The sequence below is a fragment of the Microbacterium sp. TPU 3598 genome (assembly GCF_002356155.1).
Taxonomy (GTDB): domain Bacteria; phylum Actinomycetota; class Actinomycetes; order Actinomycetales; family Microbacteriaceae; genus Microbacterium; species Microbacterium maritypicum_A.
Genome location: NZ_AP017975.1, coordinates 185,651 through 202,250 on the forward strand (window position 1 = coordinate 185,651; position 16,600 = coordinate 202,250).

General features: G+C 69.6%; 15 protein-coding genes. 7 read left to right on the forward strand and 8 right to left on the reverse strand.

Features of this window, described 5'->3' with window-relative positions; translation table 11 throughout:
• Positions 1-43 precede the first annotated feature (43 nt).
• Positions 44-1,261, reverse strand: coding sequence for an AI-2E family transporter (locus MST3598_RS00800; RefSeq protein WP_029258816.1), 1,218 nt, complete (start codon positions 1,259-1,261; stop codon positions 44-46).
• A gap of 62 nt (positions 1,262-1,323) precedes the next feature.
• Here MST3598_RS00800 and MST3598_RS00805 point away from each other — a divergent pair, with 62 nt between their 5' ends.
• Both MST3598_RS00805 and MST3598_RS00810 read left to right on the forward strand, forming a co-directional pair.
• Positions 1,324-1,623 carry a chorismate mutase gene (locus tag MST3598_RS00805; protein ID WP_021200128.1) on the forward strand — a complete coding sequence of 100 codons (300 nt, stop codon included), beginning with the start codon at positions 1,324-1,326 and terminating at the stop codon, positions 1,621-1,623.
• A gap of 164 nt (positions 1,624-1,787) precedes the next feature.
• On the forward strand, positions 1,788-2,954 hold the full coding sequence (locus tag MST3598_RS00810) for an ROK family protein (protein WP_029258817.1): 1,167 nt from the start codon (positions 1,788-1,790) through the stop codon (positions 2,952-2,954).
• 81 nt (positions 2,955-3,035) lie between these two features.
• Here MST3598_RS00810 and MST3598_RS00815 read toward each other — a convergent pair whose 3' ends face one another.
• Genes MST3598_RS00815 through MST3598_RS00825 form a run of 3 tightly spaced genes read right to left on the reverse strand, consistent with a single transcriptional unit; the run spans position 3,036 to position 6,212 of the window.
• Positions 3,036-3,962, reverse strand: a complete 927-nt coding sequence (locus MST3598_RS00815) for a carbohydrate ABC transporter permease (protein ID WP_021200130.1) — start codon at positions 3,960-3,962, stop codon at positions 3,036-3,038.
• A 2-nt stretch (positions 3,963-3,964) separates the two neighbouring features.
• Entirely contained in the window at positions 3,965-4,936 is a 972-nt protein-coding gene (locus MST3598_RS00820; protein ID WP_029258818.1) for a carbohydrate ABC transporter permease, read from the reverse strand.
• A 31-nt stretch (positions 4,937-4,967) separates the two neighbouring features.
• Positions 4,968-6,212, reverse strand: a complete 1,245-nt coding sequence (locus tag MST3598_RS00825) for an extracellular solute-binding protein (RefSeq protein WP_021200132.1) — start codon at positions 6,210-6,212, stop codon at positions 4,968-4,970.
• Positions 6,213-6,537: 325 nt separating this feature from the next.
• Between MST3598_RS00825 and MST3598_RS00830 the strand changes: the two genes are divergently transcribed.
• Genes MST3598_RS00830 through MST3598_RS00850 form a run of 5 tightly spaced genes read left to right on the forward strand, consistent with a single transcriptional unit; the run spans position 6,538 to position 11,019 of the window.
• Positions 6,538-7,434 carry an SIS domain-containing protein gene (locus tag MST3598_RS00830; protein ID WP_021200133.1) on the forward strand — a complete coding sequence of 299 codons (897 nt, stop codon included), beginning with the start codon at positions 6,538-6,540 and terminating at the stop codon, positions 7,432-7,434.
• Positions 7,435-7,458: 24 nt separating this feature from the next.
• Entirely contained in the window at positions 7,459-8,451 is a 993-nt protein-coding gene (locus MST3598_RS00835) for an ROK family protein (protein WP_081859622.1), read from the forward strand.
• Complete coding sequence (locus MST3598_RS00840; protein ID WP_036271530.1) at positions 8,448-9,392, forward strand: 1-phosphofructokinase family hexose kinase; 945 nt, start codon at positions 8,448-8,450, stop codon at positions 9,390-9,392. The genes MST3598_RS00835 and MST3598_RS00840 overlap by 4 nt, the downstream gene beginning before the upstream one ends.
• Positions 9,389-10,243 (forward strand): class II fructose-bisphosphate aldolase, encoded by an 855-nt coding sequence (locus MST3598_RS00845; protein ID WP_029258821.1) that lies wholly within the window; start codon positions 9,389-9,391, stop codon positions 10,241-10,243. The genes MST3598_RS00840 and MST3598_RS00845 overlap by 4 nt, the downstream gene beginning before the upstream one ends.
• Positions 10,243-11,019 (forward strand): DeoR/GlpR family DNA-binding transcription regulator, encoded by a 777-nt coding sequence (locus MST3598_RS00850; RefSeq protein WP_021200137.1) that lies wholly within the window; start codon positions 10,243-10,245, stop codon positions 11,017-11,019. Before MST3598_RS00845 ends, MST3598_RS00850 begins: the two co-directional genes overlap by 1 nt.
• Before the next feature lie 253 nt (positions 11,020-11,272).
• On the opposite strand, the gene MST3598_RS00855 is transcribed toward MST3598_RS00850, so the two are convergent.
• The 4 genes from MST3598_RS00855 to MST3598_RS00870 all read right to left on the reverse strand — a co-directional run bounded on the left by MST3598_RS00855 (position 11,273) and on the right by MST3598_RS00870 (position 16,574).
• On the reverse strand, positions 11,273-13,723 hold the full coding sequence (locus MST3598_RS00855; RefSeq protein ID WP_029258822.1) for a CHAT domain-containing protein: 2,451 nt from the start codon (positions 13,721-13,723) through the stop codon (positions 11,273-11,275).
• A gap of 143 nt (positions 13,724-13,866) precedes the next feature.
• A complete protein-coding gene (locus MST3598_RS00860) occupies positions 13,867-15,438 on the reverse strand; it encodes a S8 family peptidase (RefSeq protein ID WP_029258823.1) in 1,572 nt (523 codons plus the stop codon).
• Positions 15,439-15,495: 57 nt separating this feature from the next.
• The gene (locus tag MST3598_RS00865) at positions 15,496-15,951 is read right to left on the reverse strand and encodes a hypothetical protein (protein WP_029258824.1); all 456 of its coding nucleotides are present in this window, start codon (positions 15,949-15,951) and stop codon (positions 15,496-15,498) included.
• Positions 15,948-16,574, reverse strand: a complete 627-nt coding sequence (locus tag MST3598_RS00870; RefSeq protein ID WP_231494428.1) for an RNA polymerase sigma factor — start codon at positions 16,572-16,574, stop codon at positions 15,948-15,950. The genes MST3598_RS00865 and MST3598_RS00870 overlap by 4 nt, the downstream gene beginning before the upstream one ends.
• Positions 16,575-16,600 lie beyond the last annotated feature (26 nt).

The following is a 16,600-nucleotide window of genomic DNA, read 5'->3' on the forward strand; positions in this document are numbered from 1 at the left end:
CCCGGGCCCCTGAGGGTCCGGGCGCTTCTGCGTTGCGGGCGGGTCAGATCCGGGCGTCCTGCTTCGGGACGAGAACCTGTTTGATGATGATGAGGATCGACGCGGTCACCGGCACGGCGACCAGCGCCCCGAGCAGACCGAGCAGCGTGCCGCCGGCGAGAGCACCGATCACGACGAGAGAACCCGGCACCGAGACCGCCTTGTTCATGACGCGAGGGGTGATCACGTAGGCCTCGATCTGCATGTAGACGAGGTAGATCGCCGCGAAGATCAGGGCGGCGATCGGGTTGGTGAACAGCGCCAGGCAGGTGCCGAGGATCCAGAACAGCACCGAGCCGACCAGCGGGATCAACGTGATGCAGAAGGCGATGGCCGCCATCAGCGGGGGGAACGGCAACCCGAGGAAGAGGTAGAGCAGGAACGCGAGCGTCGCGTTGCAGAACGCGAGCACGACCATGCCCATCACGTAGCCGCCGACCGAGTCGGTGATCTGGTCGGTGATGTCGCCGGCACGAGCGCGGTCGCGGGCGGGGGCGAGACGCAGCAGACCCTGCTTCATCGACGGCAGCGACGCGAGGAAGTACAACGTCAGCACGAGCACGACGATGGCTCCGGAGATGCTGGTGGCGATCGAAGCGCCCACGGCCAGGGCGCCGCCGCCGATCGTCGCGAGGTTGCCGAAGTCGGTGAGGAAGGACTGCACCTGGGCGACCAGTTCTTGGAACTGGTCGCCGAACTGGGCTTCGAGGGTCGCGTAGATGTCGCTGTGTGTGAAGTCCTTGATCATGCCGGGCACGGACTGCACGAAGCTCACGATCTGATCGATCACGACGGGAACGATCATCCAGAGCACGAGGGCGAACACCACGATGAGTGCGAGGATCGTGATGACCACCGAGATCACACGCGAGAGGCCACGGCGTTCCAGGAACCGTACGGCGGGGTCGAGTCCGAGCGCACCGAACAGGGCGAGGGCGATGTAGATGAGCACGGTCGACAGGTTCGACAGCGCGAGGCCGATCACGATCGCCCCGAGTCCACCCAGCGTCACGAGGAAGCCGAACACGAACGGGCGGTCGATGCGCGTCCAGAACGAACGGCTCGGCGTCGTCGGCTCGATCACGACCGGGATCGGAGCGTCTGCGACGGCCGGCACGGATGCGGGTGCGGCCTTGCGACGGCCGGTCGCCGGCGCGGCGGGAGTCGCGGCGGATGCGTCGTCGTCGTGGGGCGCGGATTCCGGCGGCTCTTCGTTGCTCATGTGCTCACGATAGCGGTGCCATGGATCGAAACCAGGATGTCACGCGGCTCTAGAGTAGGGGCATGACCGCCGCCGAGGACCCGAAGGCCGAACTGCTCCGGCTTCGCGCCACCATCGACAACATCGACGCCGCACTGATCTTCATGCTGGCCGAGCGCTTCCGCGCGACTCAGCAGGTCGGGCATCTGAAAGCGGAGCATGAGATGCCGGCATCGGACCCGAATCGGGAGGAACAGCAGGTCGCCCGGCTGCGTGCTCTCGCCGAGGAAGCGCACCTCGACCCGGAGTTCGCGGAGAAGTGGTTCAACTTCGTGGTGGCAGAGGTCATCCGTCACCACACCGAAGCGGCCGAGAGCCGCTGAGGAGGAGGAGCCGGACGGGCGACGGTGTGTGCAGCACTCGCCCGTCCGGAGCTTTGTGAGATTCATTGACCAACTAAGTTCAATGAATAAACTTAGGGAGAGACTACGGATCGCGCCACGATCTGTCAACAGCTCGCGACGGGCGAGCGTCGGAACGGGAACACATGCTCAGCACGGATGACGGCCTCGACACCCAGGCGTCTGTTCGGCGTGCGAACCTGCGCCGGGCTCTGCAGCTGGTCTTCCGGAATCCGGGCACGCAGACGCGCGCGGGCATCGCGAGGTCGACCGGGCTGACCGCCGCCACCGCGTCATCGCTGGTCGCCGAACTCATCGAGAACCGGCTGATCGTCGAAGGGGAGCAGGCGGCGAGCACCGGTGGCAAACGGGCGACCACTCTGAGCGTCGATGCGGACCATCACCTGATCCTGGTGCTGGTGATCCAGCCCCTGCACGCCGACATCGCTCTCGTGGCGCTCGACGGCACCGAGGTCGACCTCCGTCGCGTGAGCTACACCGCCGAGAACCGCGACCGCACCCTCGACGAGGCGGTGTCGGCCGTGGCGGAAGAGTTCGGCGGACGGCTCCTGGCCGCCGGCGTGCAGCTGCCGGGCACGACCGATGGGCGATCGGTGCTCGAGAGCGTGCAGCTCAAGTGGCAGAACGTCCCCCTCGCCGACCGGTTCGAGCGTGTGCTGGGAGCGCCCGTGCTGCTGATCAACGACGTCGACGCCGAAGCCATCGCCGAGGCGGGTATGGAGGAGTCGCCGTCCGGCTACCGCCTCTTCATCCATCTCGGCGGCGGTGTCGGCGCGGCCGTCACGCTCGACGGCGAGCTGGCTCCCGGCCCCCGAGACCGCGCGGGTGAGATCGGACATGTGCAGGTCGTGTTCGGCGACGCCGCGCGCGCCTGCCGATGCGGGCAGCGCGGCTGCCTGGAATCGGCCGCCGCTCTCGGGGCGATGCTCGGCGACGAGTTCTCCGACGCCATGGATGCCCCGGAGATCCGCGCGCTCGCGGCTCAGGCCGACGAGGAGCAACTCGATGAGGGGGCTCGCGCGCTGGCCAGAGCCGTCAAGCTCATCGGCGCGCTGCTCGACCCGATCGAGGTCGTCATCGGCGGCCCGGCAACCGAGCTCGGACCGCGCTTCCTCGATCGCGTGCGCCGTGAGACCGAGTACCCCGCCCGCGGCACGGCGCAGGTTCCGGTGCGCTACGCCGATCCTCGTGTGTCGCTCGCCGCCGGAGCCGCCCAGGCCGCACTGACGTCGGCGCTCGGCGTGCGCTGGAATCCCGAGCAGCTGCGCGCGGCATCGACGTCGCGCTCCTGACCGGCAGACGCACATCCGCCCGACGGGTGCTCCCATCGGGCGGATGTCGTCAAGCGGATGTCGACGCGCGGATGCGGAGGGCTACTTGACGCTGCCCGCCGTCAAGCCACCGACGAGACGCTTCTCGATGAGCATGAACAGGATGACCACGGGCAGGATCGCGACGATCGAGACGCCGAACACGTACTGCCAGCTCGTCTCGTACTGACCGACGAACTTGGTCAGAGCGACCGACAACGGCTGGTTCTTGTCGGTCGACAGGATCACGAGCGATGCGGCGAACTCGTTCCAGCAGGCGACGAAGGTGAACACGATCGCCGTGACGATGCCGGGCCACACGAGCGGCAGGTTGATCTTGAACAGCACGGTGAAGCGCCCGGCGCCGTCGATCTGCGCGGCCTCGTCGACCTCCTTGGGGATGCCGGCGAAGAACGAGTGCATGATCCACACCGCGAACGACAGGTTGAAGGCCGCGTTGATGAAGATCATCGCGATCCAGGTGTCGCCGAGCCCGAGCACGGTGAACTGGCGGAACAGACCCGAGGTGAGCACGGCCGGCTGCAGCATCTGCGTGACGATGACCAGGAACAGGAACACCATGCGGCCGGGGAACTTGAAGCGCGCCGTGTAGTACGCCGCCGGAAGCGAGACCAGCAGGACCAGCAGCGTCGCGAACACGGCGATGACGATGGTCGAGATCAGGTTGTACGGCAGGGGCGTCTCCGGGGTGGACCACATCGAGATGTAGTTCTCCCAGTGCCACTCGATCGGGAGGTAGGTCGGATCGACCGACCGGATCTGCGACTTGGTCTTCACCGAGCCGAAGAACATGATCAGGTAGGGCAGCACGAAGATGGCGAGCACCAGGAGACCGGCGACGGTGCGCAGGATCACCCGGGGCAGCGTGACCTGGTCCTCGGTGTAGCGGCGCTTGCGGCCGGGTGTCGGCGGCGTGCGACGACCGCGGCCTCCGGCGGTGGTCACGAGCTCGGTCTCGGTCATGGTCATGATCAGACCTCCTTCATGGGCTTGACGATCTTCACGTACGCCGCGACGATCACGATGACGATGAGGAACGCGACCACCGACAGGGCGCTCGCGACATCGACCTTCTTCTGCAGCTCGATGTACTTGAAGATCAGGGTCATGATCGTGTCGGCGCCGTAGCCGGGGATCGACCCGGTCATCACCTTCAGGATCGGCAGCGAGTTGAAGACGTTGATGATGTTGATGAGGATGGCCACGGCCAGAGCGCTGCGCAGCTGCGGCAGCACGATCGACCAGTAGGTGCGGGCGGGGCCGGCGCCGTCCATCTTCGCCGCCTCGATCGCGTCGGCCGGGACCGACTGGAGTCCGGCGAGGATCGTGTAGGTCGTGAAGGGGAGCGACACGAAGATCGCGATCACGATCGACCAGGTGAAGGCCGTCGCGGGGTTCTTCGTCCAGCCGTAGCCCACCGCGTCATCGGAGAGCCCGATGTCGTAGAGGAACTTGTTGAAGATGCCGAAGTAGGGCTCGAGGCTGTAGTAGAACACCATGGTCGTCATCACGACGGATGCGGCCCACGGCACGATCACGGCCATGCGTACGAGCTGGCGCCCGGGGAAGGCCTTGTTCAGGATCTGCGCCAGACCGAGCGAGATCACGACCGTGAGGGTCACGACCGCGACCACCCACACGATCGTGCGGAAGAAGATCGGCCAGAACTCGGTGAACGTGAAGACCGTGACGAAGTTGTCGAAGCCCACGGACCCCTTGTCGAGGCCCGACAGGGAGATGTCACGCGTCGAGTTGAAGAACATCACCCCGGCGGGGAACAGCACGACGCCGATGATGAGCAGCAGCGCCGGTGCGATCCACGGCAGCGCTTGGAGAAGATCCTTTCCGCCCGGCCTGCCACGCGTGGCATCCGGGGTCTTCGGAGTGCGGGGGCGGCTCGTCGCCGCCCCCGCGAGGTTCGAGGACTCTGTCTTCTGGCTCATTCGGGTACCCGAACCTCTCCGATCAGCGGGCTCAGCCCGCGTCGACCTGTGCCTGGATCTCGGTCAGCACGTCCTGTGCCGGCTTCGACTGGATCTGACCGAACAGCGACTTGAACGCACCGTCGGCAGCGGACCACTTCGGGTTCGTCGACGGGTAGAACTGCGCGTCGGGCAGCACGTCGAGGAACGGCTTGAGGGCCTCTTCGCCGGAGAGCTGCTCGGCGCCGGACTTGGTGACCGGCAGGAAGCCCTCGGCCTGCACCCACGGCACGTAGACGTCGGCGGAGTAGTAGTAGTCGAAGAACTTGGTGATCGCCTCCTGCTTGTCACCATCGTTCTGGAACGCCATCAGCTGGTCCATGACGCCGAGGGTGAAGGGCGAGCCGTCCTTCGTCGGGATCGGAACGATGGAGTAGTCCAGGTCGGGGTTGTTCTCCTTGATCTGGCCGACCGTCGGCGGGAGGCCGACCTGCATGCCGATCTTGCCCTGGATGAAGATGTCCATCAGGGGGGAGCGCTGCGTGGAACCCGGGTCGGCCTGCGTCGCACCGGCGTCGATCATCTTCTTGATCTGCTCGGCACCGGGGAGGTTCTCCGGGGTGTCGATCGTGATCTCGGAGGCATCGCCGAACGATCCGCCGCCGCCCCACAGCCACACGGCCGCTTCCGCCTGTGCCTCTTCCGATCCGAGCGGCATGCCGTAGCCGGCGACACCGCCGCCGAGTGCGGACACCTTGGTGGCGGCATCCAGCAGCTCATCCCAGTTGGTCGGCGCCTCGACGCCGGCCTGGTCGAGCAGCGCGTTGTTGACGAACAGGGCGCGCGCCGAGGCGATCATCGGCAGCGCGTAGGCGGTCCCGTCGACCTCGGCGTTCTTGAGGAACGACTCCTGGAAGTCGGAGTAGGTGTCGTCGGAGACGACGTCCTTCGTCGGGTAGAGCAGCTCATCGCCGACGAAGCCCGCGAAGGGTCCGCCGTTGTAGATGTCCGGTGCCTCGCCGGCCTGGATCTTGGTGGAGACGACCTTCTCGAGGTTGTCCCACGACTGCACCTCGAGCTTGACCTTGATGTCGGGGTTGGCCTTCTCGAACCCGTCGATCACCGTCTCCCAGTTGGCCTTGGTGCCGTCGGAGTAGCTGGGGACGAGGAGGTCGAGGGTGGTCGAGCCGTCCCCGCCTCCGCTGTCGCCGGACGAACCGCCGAACCCGCACGAAGCGAGCGAGAGCGTGGCGACGGCCGCAATGGCGGCGGCGCCGAACCGCAGTGACTTCTTCATGTGTATTGCATTCCTCACTGTGATGTCCGAACCCTCGGCGGCAGGGCCGCTTCGGGAGGGGGTGTGGTGCACAGTCGCAAGCACATCACGCGACAGTGCGTGGGTGATCGTTTCGCCGTGAGGCAGCCGCGATCGTTCAAGCCGGGGCTCGGGGCTCTCGACTTCGGCCGGGGTCGACGTCGAGGGTGGAACTCGTCTGATTATTTGTCAGGAGAACAAACAAATCAAGGTAAAGCTGTTGGTGTTGTGATTCGACGCCATACTATGATCGAATTAGGCTTCAAACGATCACAAGTCTGCAACTTATCGCCAGAAAGGCACCTCGATGTCCGAATCGCTGCCCGGCGCACACATGCGCGAAGAACTCAATTCCCAGCCGGAGATGTGGGCGCGGGCGGCCGATCTGAAGGCCGAGCAGGCACTGCTCCCCGCATCGGGGGCCCGCATCGCCGTCGTCGGATGCGGTACGTCGTGGTTCATGGCGCAGTCGTACGCCGCGTTGCGCGAGTCCGCCGGTCAGGGTGAGACCGACGCCTACGCGGCGTCCGAGGCCTTCCTCGACCGCGGATACGACGCCGTCGTCGCCCTCACCCGTTCCGGGACCACGAGCGAGGTGCTCGAGCTCGTCGACCGCATCAAGGGCCGCATCCCGACCATCGGAGTGATCGGCGATCCTGATTCGCCGCTCGTCTCGCTCGCCGACGAGGCGGTGCTGCTCCCGTTCGCCGATGAGCAGTCGGTCGTGCAGACGCGATTCGCGACCACCGCGCTGGCGCTCTTCCGGGCGTCGCTCGGCGAAGACCTCTCCGGCGCCATCGCCGATGCCGAGGCCGTGCTCGCCGAGGACGGCGACGACGAGCTGCGCGACGCGGAGCAGTACACGTTCCTCGGACGCGGATGGACGATCGGCCTCGCCCACGAGGCCGCGCTGAAGCTGCGCGAGTCCTCGCAGTCGTGGACCGAGGCGTACCCCTCGATGGACTACCGGCACGGTCCGATCGCGATCGCGGCCCCTGGCCGCGTCACCTGGCAGTTCGGCGAGGCTCCCGAGGGACTCGCTGCGCAGGTCGAGGCCACCGGCGCCCGGTTCGAGCAGCGGTCGATCGACCCGCTCGCCGACCTCGTGCGCCTGCACCGCACCGCGCTCGACCGCGCCGTCGCCCGCGGCCTCGACCCCGACCAGCCCCGCAACCTCACGCGATCCGTCATCCTGGATGCATGACGCAACCCGCCGCCGGAGCTGACCATGACCCGAGCTGACGGGACGGATGCCGTTCCCGACGTCGAGCGAGACGCGACCGGTGAGAAGCTCGCCGCCGTGCGCACGCTCGGCGTCGGTGCCCCCGTGCTGGCGTTCGACGTGGGCGGCACCGACATCAAGTCGGCCCTGTTCGACGCCGACGGCACCGCCCTCGGACTGCGCCGCACGCCCACGCCGATCGCCGAGGGCGACCGCACGCAGGTGCTGCTCGAGCGTCTCGAGGTGCTGGCCGAGGAGCTCCGCGCCGCGCACCCCTCTGTCGTGCCGCAGGCGGTGGGACTCGTCGTGCCCGGGATCGTCGATGCGGATGCCGGCTTGGGCGTCTTCGCGAGCAACCTCGGCTGGCACGACTCGCCCTTGCGCGACCTCGCCGCTGAACGCCTCGGGCTGCCCGTGGCCTTCGACCACGATGTCCGTGCCGCCAGCTGGGCGGAACGCCGACTCGGTGGCGCGCGCGACTACGCCGATTCGGTGGTGCTCGTGATCGGCACGGGGATCGCCGGTGCGCTGCTGGTCGGGGGCGTCCCGTACACCGCCGGCGGTTACGCGGGTGAGATCGGGCACTCCCCGATCGCGGACGGGCCGATCTGCGCGTGCGGCGCACGCGGTTGCCTCGAAGCCGTCGCCTCGGCCGGTGCCATCGCCCGGCGGTATCGCGAGGCGACCGGGATCGCTCCGGACGGAGCGAAGGACGTGATCGCCCGCGCGGCGGCCGGCGACGAGGTGGCCGGGGACATCTGGAATTCCGCGCTCGACGCGCTCACGATGTCTCTGGCTCAGCTCACCGCCGTCGTGGCGCCGGAAGCAGTGGTCATCGGCGGCGGACTCTCCCGCGCCGGCGGCGCCCTGTTCGATGAGCTGCGCACGCGCCTGGCCGCCCGGCTCAGCTTCCATCGCATCCCGGCGCTGGTCCCCGCCGAGCTCTCCGGCAACGCAGGGCTGCTGGGCGCCGCTCTCCGCGCACGGGAGCTCACATGATCCTCACCGTCACTCCGAACCCCGCCCTCGACCTCACCTGGCGCGTCGATCGGCTCGTCGAGGGCGGAACGCACCGGGCGGATGCCGGGGCCGCTCGTGCCGGCGGCAAAGGACTCAACGTCGCGCGGGTGGCGTACGCCGAGGGTGCGGACGTGCTCGCGGTCACCACCGTGGGCGGTCGGGTCGGCGAGGAGTTCGCCGCGGAGCTGCGCACGAGCGGTGTGCCGCACGCGCTGGTGGCGGTCGCCGCGGAGACCCGCCGCAGCATCGCGGTGGTCGATGAGGCGCTCGGCGACACCACGATCATCAACGAGCGGGGTGCGAATCCGACCGATGCCGAATGGGCGGCGCTGCTCGCCGAGGCCGTCGAACGGTTGTCGGGTGCGCGTGTGCTGGTCGTGTCCGGCAGTGTGCCGCCTGGCGCGCCGGAGTCGTTGCTCCCCATGCTCATCGCGGTGGGGAAGGACGCCGGAGTGCCGGTGATCGTCGACACCTCCGGACCCGCTCTGCTGCGCGCGGCGGAGGCCGGAGCCGCAGTGCTCAAGCCCAACGCGGCCGAGCTGGTCGAGGCCACAGGCGTCGCCGACCCTGTCGAAGGGGCCCGATCGCTGATCGCCCGGGGCACCGAACTCGTGCTGCTCTCGCTGGGGGCCGAGGGCATGCTCGCGGTCACGGCGTCCGCACTCGTGCACGCTCGCCTCGACGAACCCCTCGCGGGCAACCCGACGGGCGCCGGTGATGCCGGGGTCGCCGCCTGCGCCGTGCTGTACGCCGAGGGGGTGCGCGATCCCGAGCAGATCCTTCGCCGGGCCACCGCCTGGTCCGCCGCCGCGGTGCTGACCCCGCTGGCCGGCGACATCTCGTCGCGCTGGACGGAGCTCGAACAACAGCTCCGCATCTCGCATCCCCATCCTGAATCGTTCCGGAAGGACCCTTCGTGACCCTCGTCTCCGCTCGCGACCTCGTCTCCGCCGCTGCCGCCGAAGGCACCGGCATCGGCGCCTTCAACGTGATCCACCTCGAGACCGCCGAGGGGCTGGTGCGGGCCGCCGCCCTCGCGCAGCTGCCCGTCATCCTGCAGATCTCGCAGAACTGCGCCGACTACCACGGCGGGCTCGAGCCCATTGCGCTCGCCACGCTCGCGGTGGCCAGGCGCGCGCAGACACCCATGGCTGTGCACCTCGATCACGCCGAGCGGCCTGAACTGGTCGACGAGGCCATCGCGCTGGGCTTCGGCTCGGTCATGTTCGACGGCGGCGCCCTGCCCTACGACGACAACGTGGCTCTCACGGCGGCGGTCGCCGCCCGTGCCCACGAGGCGGGGGTCTACGTCGAGGGCGAGCTCGGCGAGGTGGGGGGCAAGGACGGGGCGCACGCTCCGGGTGTGCGCACCGACCCCGACGAGGCGCGTGCGTTCGTCGCGGCCACCGGCGTCGATGCGCTCGCGGTCGCGGTGGGTTCTTCGCACGCGATGACCGACCGCACGGCGTCCCTCGACCTCGACCTGATCGCACGACTGCACGAGGCCCTGCCGGTGCCGCTGGTGCTGCACGGGTCCTCCGGCGTCGCGGATGCCGTGATCGCCGACGCCGTGCGGGCGGGCATGACGAAGATCAACGTCTCGACGCACCTGAACGGGTTCTTCACGCGGGCGGTGCGCGAGAAGCTCGACGCCGATGAGCGTCTCGTCGACTCCCGCAAGTACCTCGCCCCCGCCCGCGACGCCCTCGCCGGTGAAGCGGCGCGGATGCTGCGGCTGTTCGCGCTGCGGCCGGCGGAATCGGTCGCCTGATGAAGCGGGCGGCTCGGCTGAACGCGATCCTCGACCTCCTGGCCGCGAAGGGCGAGGTGACGGTCGAAGAGCTGGTCGAACGGTTCGAGGCCTCGTCGGCGACCACACGCCGAGACCTCGACACCCTCGCCGAGCAGCGACTGCTCACCCGCACCCATGGCGGTGCGGTGGCGCAGACCGTCGCCTATGAGCTGCCCATCCGCTACAAGAGCCACCTGCGCACGCACGAGAAGGCGAGCATCGCGCAGACCGCGGCCGGCCTGGTCGCCCCCGGCATGGTCGTCGGCCTCTCGGGCGGAACCACCACGACCGCCATCGCCGCAGCGCTCGCCGCACGCGACGACCTCTCGGGCAACGGCGGCATCACGGTCGTCACCAACGCCGTGAACATCGCCGCCCAGCTCGCCACCCGCCCCGACATCAAGGTCGTCGTCACCGGCGGCGTCATCCACTCGCGCAGTTACGAACTGGTCGGTCCGTTCGTGGAGCAGCTGCTGCGCGGGGTGCGGCTCGACATCGCCTTCATCGGCGTGAACGGGATGGACGCCGTCGCCGGTGCGACCACGCAGGACGAGCGCGAAGCCGCGGTGAACCGGATGATGGCCGAGCGGGCCCGGCGTGCGGTCGTGGTGACCGACGGCAGCAAGCTCGGCGTGGAGGCGTTCTCGACGGTCGGCGGCGTCGACCTCTTCCCGACCGTCATCACGGACGCCGGAGCGGATCCCGAGGTGCTCGCCGCCCTCCGCGCGGCCGGATACGCGGTGCTGGTCGCCTGAGCCCGGACGCTGTCGGACACCCCGAGGGCCCCGACGTCCCCAGATCGTCGAGGCCCTCTGAGGGTGTCGCGGCTGCATGCCGCGACGCCCCCGAGCAGATGGTGTCCGTGTCGTACTCGCGCTCCCCAGTGCGCCTGATCCCCAGATCCGACTGCGCCTCCCTCGCGCCTCACCCTTCGAGGCCCTTCGCATGGCACCTTCCGAAGAACAGGAGCGTGCGGCATCGGTTCTGATACACCGAATGGAGGAAAAGTCAGAATCCGTTTCCATGACACTGGAACGGCGCGTTCACGCCGGTGTCGACCGCGGCCCTCGCGAGCGCGACGGCCGGTGCGGCACCCGCGGAGAGACCGGTGTGCACAGCGCTGAGCAGATCGCCGGCCACATCATCGGGGACCGCGACGGGGGCGGCGATCACGCAGTCGGCACCGGCGTGCAGCCACACCCGCGTCATGCCCAATGCCTCCTCGCCCCAGCGCACCGACGAGCGTCCGAGCTCACAGGCCGAGAGGATCACCGTCGCCGGGACCCGCGGAATGAGATCGACGTCATAGCCGAAGAGGATGCCGTCGGCGAGCTCGAATCCGGAGAACAGCGGGTTGTCCACCGCGTGCCTGCCGTGCGCGGCGATGTGCAGCACATCGGTGGCTGCGGCGAGTTCTGTGACCGCGGCGACCGTCGCCTCCCCGGTCAGCAGGGTCTGCGGTGCCACCCCGGCGCGTCGCCAGGCCGCCGCTGCCCGTTCGACCTCGTCACCGGCGCGAGCGACACGCGGACCGGCGGCGAATCCGACCGAGGCCGGCCGCGTGATCGTGCGGGAGGGGCCGGCCAGCAGGCGCGAGACGGATGTCGCGAGCGTGAACGGGGTGCCCGACATGCCGGAGAGCATCGCCCACGGAACTCCACCGAGCGCTCCGGGTACCGTGATGGCCAGTCTCGCTGCGGACGGCGCGGCGAGCAGCAGCGGCGCGAGGAGCTCGGCGTCGAGGATCGCCAGGCGCGAGGCGAGCGCCCGTTCGGTGACCTCGCCCATCAGGCCGCCACGGGTCAGGGCGGCCATGTCGAGGTCGGCGCGGAGGCCGTCGAGCGCCGACTGCACCCGCGACCAGGACAGATCGACGACGGTCGCACCCGCGGTGGTCACCAGGACCGCATGCAGATCGGTGCCGGTGAACACGTATGACAGGACGGCCAGGTCGGGATCGAGCAGCGCCATCGCCTCCGTGAGTCCGAGCCGTTCGCGCGTGCCGCCTGAGCCGGTCGCCGCCCACTGTCGTTCGCGCACCCGATCACGGAGGGCGCGCACCCTCGCATCCGTCGTCCAGTCGGCGCCGGCCAGCTCGGCACGGAGCATGCGCAGTTCCGCCAGATCGACCGCGAGGGATTCGTCGTGCGGGGGGCGCACCGGGGCGACCTGCTGGCTGAGGTGCCGCGCACGCTCCGACCACTCGAACAGGAGGGCGGGGTCGCGCCGTCGAGCGGCCGCGGAGAGTCCAGCGAACATCAGGTCGCTGCCGTGCATCGCGACCGACGCCTGCAGGTCGAGAGCGCCGAACGACTGCTGCCAGGCGGTGAGCAGATCGAGGCCATCGGCGGCTGCCCGGAGGGCATCGCGGTCGCGACCGGCGGCTGCGGCGCGAGCGGCGCGCACCTCGTGTGCACGCAGGCGCAGGGGCGTCGGGGCCGCATCGTCCAGCCGTGGCAGCCGGCCGGAACCGTCACGCCGAGCGCTCAGGCGGAGCCCTGTCGCCTCGGTGCGGAAGCCGCCCTGGTCGAGCGCCTTCGCGGTGCGCGCGAAATCGTCGCCGTCGATGGGGCGGTGCGGCTTCGCCCGCTGCTGCGCCTCGAGGCGCACCGCTTCGGCACGCGCCGCCCACCCGTGATTCCCGAGTGCGGTGAAACGTCGGGCGGCGCTGCGGGCCGCCCGCTCTGCGGCGGCGGGATCATGTCGCAGCAGCGAGCGGGCGAGGTGGAATTCGGCCTCGCCCCTGGCTTGCCGCATCCGCTGCGCGCCGAACTGGGCGGCGACCTGTTCGAGCAGTGCCTCGGCCTCGGTCGTGAGGCCCGCGTCGCGCAGCACCTCCGCCCGATCGAGGTCGCTGATCGCCGCGGCGAGGTCGCTGATCGCGGCGAGCTTCGGACGGGAACGGGTCATCAGGGTGAGCGCGGTGACGAGGTCGCCCCCGAGCAGCGCCGCATAGCCGAGATTGTGCCGCGCCTCGGCCAGGGGCTCGTCATCGTCGTTCGCCTCGTACACGGCCACCGCGCGCCGCAGATCCTCGACGCAGGTCTCGAGCTCGCGCTGCTGCATCCGCACCACCGAACGGTTCATCAGACAGTTCGCGAGCTCGGTGGTCTCGTCTCCGATCGCCGTGAGCGTGTCGATGGCGCGGGTCAGTTCGACTTCCGCCTCGGCCAGCCGTCCGCCGTGCATGAGAAGTGTGCCGAGCTGGCCGCTGAGCACCGTGATCGTCTCCGCACGGAGGCCCGTTCGGCCGAGGGCCTCGCGGCACAGCTGCTCGGCGGCCGCGGGCTCTCCGGTCTGCGCGAGCACGTAGGCGACCGTGCCGTCGATGCGCGCGCGGAGGTCGGGGTCGTCGGTGCGGGTGGATGCCGTGTCGAGCGCGCGTCGTGCCTGCGTGAATCGTCGGGCGTTCGCCGCTTCGACGCCGCGCCGGTGCAGCTCGATCGCGGACAGGGGCATCCCTCCAGAATGCCGTGCGTCGGGTCTGCAAGGGAAGAGCCCGGATTCCGCGGAGCACCCCGCGCACCAGGACGGGCCGCCCGCATCGGTACGGACGGCTCGTCCCGGGGGTACATCAGGCCGGGTGCATCAGGCGCGATCGATCAGGCGGAGTCCACGGGATCCGGAAGCGACTTCAGCACCGCGGCGACGGCTTTCGCCGCGGCTCCGGGGCTGACACCGCCGACCGGCACGGTGCCGAGCTGCGCGGCGACGCGCGCGGCCACGTACGGGGCGGAGAAGGAGGTGCCGCTCCAGATCGCGAATCCGCCGCGATAGTCGTCGGGGTCGATCGTCTCGCGGCGGAGACCGTCGACGTCGGCCTTCGTCACCGCCTGGGTGCCGCCCACGAACGCGGGTGACGTGCTCACCACGGCCGCGCCCGGTGCATAGACCCGGACCCAGGGGCCGATGTTCGAGAAGAGGGCGACCGACTGCGCCGACGGATTGAGAGCTCCGACCGACACGAGCGGCGCGTCCTTGTCGGGGTGGATGCCGTTGTCGGCACCAGGCCAGGGCCAGAGCGACGCGGGGAAGGAGGGGCGGTCGATCGCGTCGTTCCCGGCCGAGCACACCACCACGCATCCGAGCTCGCGCGCCTTGGCGAGCAGCTGGTACAGCGTGAGACTGAAGAGTCCGTCGGTCGGTGTCTCGTGGTAGTAGCTGAGCGACAGGTTCAGCACATCGATCGGGAAGCCCGTGTTCGGATCCTCCCGGTGGCGGGCGAGCAGCGTCACGACCTGGGCGACGGTCTCGAGCAGGGTGCTCTCGTCGACCACTCCGAGGGCTCCGGCCACCCGGATCGAGAGGATGTCCGCATCCGGGGCCGCCTGTCGGACGAGCCCGGCGATGAAGGTGCCGTGCCCGGCGACCGCGTCGATCTCGCCGTCGAGCTGCCCGTACAGGTCGGGGTAGCGCTCCGGGTCGGCGTCGTCGGTCAGCCCCACCGGCACACCGTCGAGGTCGACCGTGCGGGTGACGATGTCGGCGGGCAGCCAGGCGTGTTCGCCGCAGCCGGTGTCGAGCACCGCGACGACGGGCCGCCGTCCGCGCTTCGGAGCGGGCCCGCGCACCGGAGCGGGGCCCAACCAGGTGACGGGCTGTCGCGCGCCGCGTCCGGGCTCGAGGTAGTCGTCGCTGCCGCCCGCGCCCCCTCCGGCGCCGCGCACCGGGTTGGTGCGCGTGAACGGGTTGGTGCGGGTGAACGGGTTCGTCCGGGTGAACGGATTGAGCCCGACCGGGTCGATGGACAGCACGTGGTCGAGGCTCGTGCGCGGCATCGTGGAGCGGGACATGCGGCGGGCGCGCTGGAGCACGCGCCAGGCGTCGGGTGCGACGGGCGATTCGCCGCGGACCGGTTCGTCGGGGGTGCGCAGCCGTGCGCGCAGGAAGCCGGGGACTCCCGGAACCAGCTCGCCGTCGAGTGCCGAGCGGGTGCCGTCCTCGATCTCGAGCTGCCATCCGAAGGTGTCGGCTGCATCACGCAGGGTGCGCACCTCGCGGTCGTAGGCCTCTTCGTCGCCGAGGGCGCGGGTGATCAGCAGCCGCTCCGGCAGGTACGCCGTCGGAAACGCGCGGATGCCGTCCACCGGTTCCGTGCTCGGGTCGAGTGCCGTGCCCCGGCGGATCGATCCCTCCGCGCGGTCCTGCCAGGTCCATCCCTTGGGCTGATCCATGCGTCATCCTCTCCGTGCGGGTCACCCCGCGTCCTCATCGACGGGCGGTGCCCGCGATCACAGCTCGAACTGCGGGGTCGCGAGGGTGCGCGTCTCGTCCCCGATCACGGTCGTCAGGCTCACGCGTGTGAGGCCGGGAGGCACATCGTCGAACACGAAGCGTCCTGTCTCCTCCGGCGAGACCGACCGTGTCTTCTCGCCCTGCGTCAGCACGATCTCCGCGGCAGCGGTGTCGACCCAGCCGTCGACGCGGCGGTGACCGGACGCGGTGGTCGTCACGTGCAGCAGGATGCTCGTGGAGCCGTCGCTGAACTGCAGGGTGAGCGCATCCGCTTCGCCCCGCACCGCGCCGAACTGTCCCTCCACGAGGGTCAGAAGCGCGTACTCGCGGTTCAGGCCGTCGGCGGCGACCGCGGCGACCATGCGATCGATCAGGCCGGCGGGCATCGGATCGATCTCGCTCCACAGGGAGCGGAGCCGGGCGAACATCTGGGCATCCTCATGCTCGGTCATGCGAGTCCCCCTGTCTGCGCTGTCGGCGGCGCGTCCAGCAGGGCGCGCAGCTTGGCGAGGCACCGATTGCGTGTGGGGCCGATGCTTCCGATGGGCATGGCGAGGTCGCTGGCGATGCGCGCATAGTCGGGGCGATCCTCGAAAGCGATCACACGCAGCAGCTTCTGGCAGCGTTCGTTGAGGCGGCGCACGGCCGACCACAGGCGACGGTTCTCGTCGCCGAGCGCCGCGTGCTCCTCAGCCGAGGCCTGCTCGGGAAGAAGCGTGTCCAGGTCGTCTGCTTCGGCCGTGTCGACCTTGCCATGCGCCTTCGCGACCTTCCAGGCCTCGCGGCGCGCGGTGGTCGTGAGCCAGGCGGACACGGCGCGAGGATCGCTGATCGACCCGTGGCCGCGGACGAGCTGCAGCCACGTGGTCTGCACGACGTCTTCGGCGAGCGTGCGTTCGAGCCCGTACGCGCGCACGACGTGCCAGAGCACGGGCGTCATCAGCCGTACGAGCTCGTCCATCGCGCGGCCGTCGCTCTCGCGCCATGCACCGAACAGATCCGCGGCGCGCTCCCAGCGTGCGCGCCCGTCGTCCGAGGCAGGATCGTGAGCGGTGCCGGGTGCACCGTCGATCATGAAGCCCATTGTGATCACACCTACCA

What these genes read in the sequence shown, in the direction of transcription:
- MST3598_RS00800 (WP_029258816.1), bottom strand. Translation starts at nt 1,261, where the DNA reads ATGAGCAACGAAGAGCCGCCGGAATCCGCGCCCCACGACGACGACGCA.
- MST3598_RS00805 (WP_021200128.1), top strand. Translation starts at nt 1,324, where the DNA reads ATGACCGCCGCCGAGGACCCGAAGGCCGAACTGCTCCGGCTTCGCGCC.
- MST3598_RS00810 (WP_029258817.1), top strand. Translation starts at nt 1,788, where the DNA reads ATGCTCAGCACGGATGACGGCCTCGACACCCAGGCGTCTGTTCGGCGT.
- MST3598_RS00815 (WP_021200130.1), bottom strand. Translation starts at nt 3,962, where the DNA reads ATGACCATGACCGAGACCGAGCTCGTGACCACCGCCGGAGGCCGCGGT.
- MST3598_RS00820 (WP_029258818.1), bottom strand. Translation starts at nt 4,936, where the DNA reads ATGAGCCAGAAGACAGAGTCCTCGAACCTCGCGGGGGCGGCGACGAGC.
- MST3598_RS00825 (WP_021200132.1), bottom strand. Translation starts at nt 6,212, where the DNA reads ATGAAGAAGTCACTGCGGTTCGGCGCCGCCGCCATTGCGGCCGTCGCC.
- MST3598_RS00830 (WP_021200133.1), top strand. Translation starts at nt 6,538, where the DNA reads ATGTCCGAATCGCTGCCCGGCGCACACATGCGCGAAGAACTCAATTCC.
- MST3598_RS00835 (WP_081859622.1), top strand. Translation starts at nt 7,459, where the DNA reads ATGACCCGAGCTGACGGGACGGATGCCGTTCCCGACGTCGAGCGAGAC.
- MST3598_RS00840 (WP_036271530.1), top strand. Translation starts at nt 8,448, where the DNA reads ATGATCCTCACCGTCACTCCGAACCCCGCCCTCGACCTCACCTGGCGC.
- MST3598_RS00850 (WP_021200137.1), top strand. Translation starts at nt 10,243, where the DNA reads ATGAAGCGGGCGGCTCGGCTGAACGCGATCCTCGACCTCCTGGCCGCG.
- MST3598_RS00855 (WP_029258822.1), bottom strand. Translation starts at nt 13,723, where the DNA reads ATGCCCCTGTCCGCGATCGAGCTGCACCGGCGCGGCGTCGAAGCGGCG.
- MST3598_RS00860 (WP_029258823.1), bottom strand. Translation starts at nt 15,438, where the DNA reads ATGGATCAGCCCAAGGGATGGACCTGGCAGGACCGCGCGGAGGGATCG.
- MST3598_RS00865 (WP_029258824.1), bottom strand. Translation starts at nt 15,951, where the DNA reads ATGACCGAGCATGAGGATGCCCAGATGTTCGCCCGGCTCCGCTCCCTG.
- MST3598_RS00870 (WP_231494428.1), bottom strand. Translation starts at nt 16,574, where the DNA reads ATGATCGACGGTGCACCCGGCACCGCTCACGATCCTGCCTCGGACGAC.